Raw genomic sequence first — 6,252 nt, forward strand, 5'->3', positions numbered from 1 at the left:
GCCTTCCCTTCTCCCATAGGACAGGTGAGAAGGGAAGGCAGCCTGGCCGCTCAGGCGGCCTCGTCCGTGATGGTGCGGCTGAGGCGGCGGACTTCCTCGTCGTTGAGCAGGCCGCCAGCGCGCAGCAGGCTGGCGAAGCGGCCATTGCGCATCGACAATTCGGCGAAGCCACCCATTTCGACCACCTTGCCCTTGTCCATGAACACAACCAGATCGGCATCTCGAACGGTGGTCAAGCGGTGGGCGATGATGAAGGTAGTGCGGCCGCGCCGCAATTCGTCGATCGCTTCCTTGACGCGGTCTTCCGTCTCGACATCGAGCGCGCTGGTCGCTTCGTCGAGCACCAGGATGGGCGAATCCTTCAGCACGGCGCGCGCGATCGCGATACGCTGGCGCTCGCCGCCCGAAAGCTGTCCCCCGCGTTCGCCGACGACCGTGTCGTAGCCGTTGCTCTTCGACAGGATGAAATCCTGCGCGGCAGCGGCATTGGCGGCAGCGTGGACCTCATCATAGGTCGCCTCGGCGCGCCCGACGCGGATATTGTCCTCGATCGAGCGGTTGAGCAGGCCCGCATCCTGGAACACGGTGGCGATCGAGTGGCGCAGCGACTTGCGGGTCACCGTACGGGTATCGATGCCATCGATCAGAATCCGGCCGCTGGACGGCGCAAAGACGCGCTGCAAAAGATTGATGAGCGTGGTCTTGCCCGCGCCCGTCGGACCGACGACGGCGACGGTCTGGCCGGCATGGACCTCGAACGACACGTCGTTCACGCCCTGCCCCGAATTGGCGAATTCGAAGCTGACGTTTTCAAAACGCACATGACCAGTGACGTTGCCGAGGTCACGCAACCCGTCCGGCTCGGCGGCGTCGGCCGCGGAGTCCTCGAGGCGGTAAAATTCCTCGAGCTTGGCCCTGGCCTCCGAAATCTGGTTGGCGAAGGCCGACATCTGGTCGAGCCGGGCAATCAGCAGCGTTGCAAAGCCGGTAAAGGCGATGACGTCACCGATACGCAATTGGCCATGCATGACCAGATAGGAGCCGATCAACAGCACGACCATCATCGAAATGGTGGACGACAGGCGGTGCAGGGCGTTGGCCAATGCCCACCAGTCGAGCACCGGATATTGGGCATCAAGCAGATTCTTGACATAACGCTTCAAGGCGTCGGTCTCGTGGCCGATTCTATTGTAGCTCTGCAGCACGGCGACGTTGCTCACCGAGTCGCTCACATGCGCGAACACCTGGTGAAAATGCCGCTCCACGGACGCCTGGCCTTCCCTGGTCCGACGCATCACCAGCCGCCCGATTCCGACATAGAGCGCGCCCAGCGCCAGCAGGACCATCGACATGCGAATATCCATGCTGAGCGCCGTCGGCACCAGCAGAACCAGTGCCACGACAGTGGACAAATGCTGCCTCATGAACTCGAGCCAGAGGCTGAACAGGGTCTCGACCGCGCGCAGAAGCGTATGCAGAGAATTGGAGGTGCCGCGCTGATGATGCCAAGCAAGCGGCATGGTGATCACGCGCTCGAATGACTGACAAAGCACCTCGCTGCGTCGTGCATGGGCAAAGCGGTCAGCGCCGCGCGCCACCAGAACGAAGGCGACGACGTTGAAGACGCCTATACCGGCCCATACGGCGAGCGTCGAAAAGACCGAGCCGCCGTCCGAAATAGCATCGATCACCCGTCCGAACATGATCGGCTCAAGGATGGCGATAATGGCCAGCGCGACATTCGCCCCGCAGATAAACGCGACGCGTTTTCTGTCGGCAGCGAGATAACCAAGCGCTCTCCAGTAGATCTGCAGAAGGGACACTTCAGCTACTCCGGCAAATTGTTATTGTGCACTGCATCATTTTCTACACGTACCCGTTGACGTGTCGCGAAACAATGCTCGTGTACCCCTTCAGTTCCCAATTCGCGAACAAAAGATGGCGACGCTGCGAAATCTGTCGTGATCACCTAACGGTTTGAGAAAAAAGGTAAAATGTCAGCCCTGCGGCAAAATCGTGGCAGGCTGCAAGCACTGCCGCAATTTTAATCAGCAACTGGTCATGTACGAATCCCTAAAGGCTGCACCGGCTTTTGGGAAAGCTCATGCGCAATAGAATTTCTAGAGCAACCTTAAACAACGCGCACCCCAAGACGTGCAAAAACGCCAAAATCCTTGGAACTACGCCGGTATCCTGACGACCACCTCGGCCTTGTCGCCGGCTTTCGGTTCGAAAGACGAAGCCTTCGTCTTTTTACCATCTACCTCTAACGAGATGGCTTTGACCTTGGCGTCGCGGACAACGCGAACCCTGAGTTCGGCCCCCAGCACCTTGAGCGTTGCTGTATAACCATTCCAATGGCTGGGGAGTTTCGGCCTGAACCGAATGCGCTCGCCCCTGCGCTCAATGCCGAGGATGCCCTCGACCGCCGCGCGATAAAGCCAGCCGGCCGAGCCGGTGTACCAGGTCCAGCCACCGCGGCCGCCCTTGCCTTGCCCGGCGTAGACGTCGGCCGCGACGACATAAGGCTCGACACGGTAGTGCTCGGCAGCGGCCTCGTCGAGCGCGTGGTTGACCGGGTTGAGCATCGAGAGACAGCGGTAGGCGTCGTCGGTGCGCCCCATTTCGGCGAGCGCAATGACGAACCATGTCGCCGCGTGGGTGTACTGGCCGCCGTTTTCACGGACACCCGGCGGGTAGCTCTTGATGTAGCCTGGATTCTGTTCCGTCCTGGAGAAGGGCGGGGTGAAAAGCTTGACGATCTTGAGCTCGTCGTCGACGAGCATTTTCATCGCCTGCTGCATCGCCGTCGTCGACCGCGCCGGATCGCCCTCGCCCGACAGCACGCTCCACGACTGGGCAATCGAGTCGATCTTGCACTCCTGCGAACCGCGCGACCCCAGTGGCGTGCCGTCGTCGAAGCTGCCGCGACGGTACCATTCACCATCCCAGGCCGTGCTTTCCAGCGCCCGCTTCAGCACGTCAGCGTGTTTTGTCCAGGCTTGCGCGCGCTTGGTATCGCCTTCCGCCTTGGCGACAGGTGCAAAGTCGCCCAGCGTCTTCAGCAGGAACCAGCCCAGCCAGACGCTCTCGCCCTTACCGTGCTCGCCGACACGGTTCATGCCGTCGTTCCAGTCGCCACCGAGGATCAGCGGCAGTCCGGCGGGGCTGCTGCGCTTGATCGCAAGGTCAAGTGCGCGTGCGCAATGATCATAGAGTGAAGCGGTCTTCTTCGAGATCTCCGGGGTGAAGAAGGCGTCGTGCTCGCCTTCTTCCAGAGGCGGCCCGTCGATGAAGGGCAGTTGTTCCCTCAGGATCGCGGTATCGCCGGTCACCTGCAAGTAGTGTGACGTGGCGTGGGCGAGCCAGACAACGTCGTCGGAAATCATGGTGCGGACGCCTGCCTCGGTGCGCGGCAGCCACCAGTGCTGCACGTCACCTTCGGGGAATTGCCGCCGCGCCGCGTTGAGGATCTGGTCGCGCGCCAATTTCGGATCATGGACAAGCAGAGCCAGCGTGTCCTGCAACTGATCGCGGAAGCCAAAAGCGCCGCTCGCCTGGTAAAACGCGGAGCGGGCGCGGATGCGGCAGGCAAGGCTCTGATAGGGCAGCCAGTGGTTGACCATGGCGTTGAGCGTCTTGTCCGGCGTCTCGACCTGGATGGTGTCGAGAAACCCCCGCCAGGTGCGTTCGTTGTCAGCCAGCCGCTGATCGAAATCCTTGCTGCTATGATGCTGTACCAGCGCGCTGGCTTCCTCGGCAGAGGCTGCATCGCCGAGCAGCCAGAGCAGCGTCACGTCGCCGCCGGCAGGGATGTCGATGTCGCGTGCAATTGCAGCACAAGGATCATCGCCGGCCTCGACGCGGCCCGACAGGCTGGCGCCGCTGAGCACGGCATGCGGAAGTTCGCTGGTGCCGTGCCGGCCGATGAACTCGCCGCGGTCGGCCGGTACAGAATGTGCCGCGCTGTCGGTGGCCAGGAAGGCGACCCGGTCGCTGAAGTCGAGCCCGTACGGATTTTGCGCCAGCAACGCGCCCGTCACAGCATCCCTGGACGGAACGATGGTCGCCGCCGTGCGCGAACGATGGCTGCCAAGAACCCATTCCGCATAGGCATAAACCCGCAGGCGCGCCGGCACCGAACCCGAATTCTGGATGCGCAATCGGGAGATTTTCACCGGATCGACAGAATCCACCACATGGGTCAAGTCCATCGACAGCGGTCCGCGCTTCGAACGGAAGGTCGAAAAACCCTGCCCGTGCCATGTTTCGTAGGTCATGGCGGGATCGCGCACGACTGCGGCCGCCGGCGAGAACGCCCGGCCGTTGGCGTGATCGTAGATATAGATGCCCTCGCCGGGCCGGTTGGTGACCGGGTCGTTCGCCCACGGCGTCAATTGATAGTCGCGGCTGTTTCGGCTCCAGGTGAAGGCAGCGCCTTCAGCCGAAACATGGAAACCGAACGAGGCGTTGGAGATGACGTTGATCCAGGGCTGCGGCGTCGTACGCCGGCCAGCAAGGCGCACGACATAGTGGCGTCCGTCGCCCTCGAAGCCGCCAAAACCGTTCCACTGATTGAGCCCGCTGCCGTCGGCACTGCCTTCGATCGAGGCCTGGGCAGCCCATGCCTGCGGCGCCGGCGGAAACGGTTCGCGAAGCGCTGCTGCACCTGCCGGCTGCAAAGCGTCCCGTGCTTGCAGCGCAGCGGCCTCGGCGCGCTCGATCTGATCGAAGATGGTGCCGTTTCGCGTGTGCAGGGCGACGCGGGCGACGGCGAGCAGCGTCTTGTAGGTCGTTTCGTCCATGAGATCGCGGCGCACGGCGAAGATGTGCTGGCGGGGTCCGAGCTCCTTGCCGCGCAGACGGCTGTTTTCGCACAGCGTCTCGACTGCCCGTTGCAGATCCTGCACGTAGGATGAAGCCTGCTCGTTGACCACGACAAAGTCGATCATCATGCCGCGGGCGCGCATATATTCCTGGAAGCGGAGCGCCTGGGCAACGATTTCGAGATCGGCGACATCGCCGATCCTGACCAGGAAAATCGGAAAGTCGCCGGATATGCTGGTCGGCCACAGACTGGACTGCTTACCGAGCCCGGAGGCGATCGATTCGGCCGGAAGGCGCAGGAACGGATCAGGATAGATCAGATAACGCGCCAGATTCTGCACATTGGCGGCATCGGCAAGGCTGAGGCCGAGATGACGGGTCTGCACCTGCGAGCGGGTCCAGGCGAGCATCGCCTGACGGGCGAAGGCTTCCGGATGATCGAGCCGCGCAATGGCATCTTCGAGTTCGGCACGGTTGGCGCCGACGGCAGTCCAGAAGGTCAGCGATATCTTCTTGTTGGCCGGCACGCGCACCTGTCGGCGAAGTGCTGCGACCGGATCCAGCGTGAAGCCGGAATGGCCGCCAAGCTTGGCGCCGGGATCGAAGGCGGCGGCCTCGGTTATGGTGCGGCCGCGGCCGATGAAGGCGCGCCGGTCGGTTTCGGCCTCGGCGTCGCGCGTCGACCCAGACGGGTCGGTGACGAAGTGGACCATGGTGACATCAGGCTCGTCCGTTTCCCGCTTGCGTCTTGTGGCGAAGATCGCCCCGTTATTCGCAGCGATTTCGGTTTCCACGAACATTTTCGAGAAGGCCGGATGCGCGTTGTCGGATGCGTCGTAGCCCAGCACCAGTTCGGCAAAGGAGGTCACTTCGATATGCCGATCGACCGGGCCGTCATTGTAGAGCGTCACCCGCCGGCCTTCGCCGTTTCCTTCCGAGATGACGATGCATTCGACCTCCGAACGCAGTGATCCCACCGACTTGACGAAGCTCGCCTTGTCGTCGGAGAACAGCGTCTGCACTTCTTCGTCGGTGGCACGCTTCGGCTCGGCGGTGGCCGACCACCAGTCGCCGGTGCCGGCGTCGCGCAGGAAGATATAGGAGCCAAGCCGATCCTCGGTTGGATCCGGCTGCCAGCGCGTGACGGCAAGCTCGCCCCAGCGGCTATAGCCGGAGCCGGTCGCGGTGACCATGACCGAGTAGCGGCCATTGGACATGACGCTGGTCGAACGCAGCGCCTTGAGCGGGTTGAGCACGATGCGCGTATCGGGGCTCTCGACTTCCGTTTCGTCCTTCGACCGTTCGTCGGCCTCGGTCCTGACGGTGGCGGTCGGGATGTCGCGCGGCGCTCTTTCCTGCAGCAGCAACTCGGCCGACTCGATCACCGGATCGCTGTGGAAGCGGTCGCGCAGGCGTCCTTCGAAG

Annotated in this window: 2 protein-coding genes; both read right to left on the minus strand. The window is 62.8% G+C overall.

Going from position 1 to position 6,252, the window contains the following annotated elements:
- Positions 1-50 precede the first annotated feature (50 nt).
- Positions 51-1,823 (minus strand): glucan ABC transporter ATP-binding protein/ permease, encoded by a 1,773-nt coding sequence (locus EOA86_RS18115; protein WP_128342918.1) that lies wholly within the window; start codon positions 1,821-1,823, stop codon positions 51-53.
- Between the two features lie 357 nt (positions 1,824-2,180).
- A partial coding sequence (locus EOA86_RS18120) for a glycosyl hydrolase family 65 protein (RefSeq protein WP_348633355.1) occupies positions 2,181-6,252 on the minus strand: 4,072 nt, incomplete at its 5' end.

It is taken from the genome of Mesorhizobium sp. M5C.F.Ca.IN.020.32.2.1, from assembly GCF_004023105.1.
Lineage (GTDB): Bacteria > Pseudomonadota > Alphaproteobacteria > Rhizobiales > Rhizobiaceae > Mesorhizobium > Mesorhizobium wenxiniae.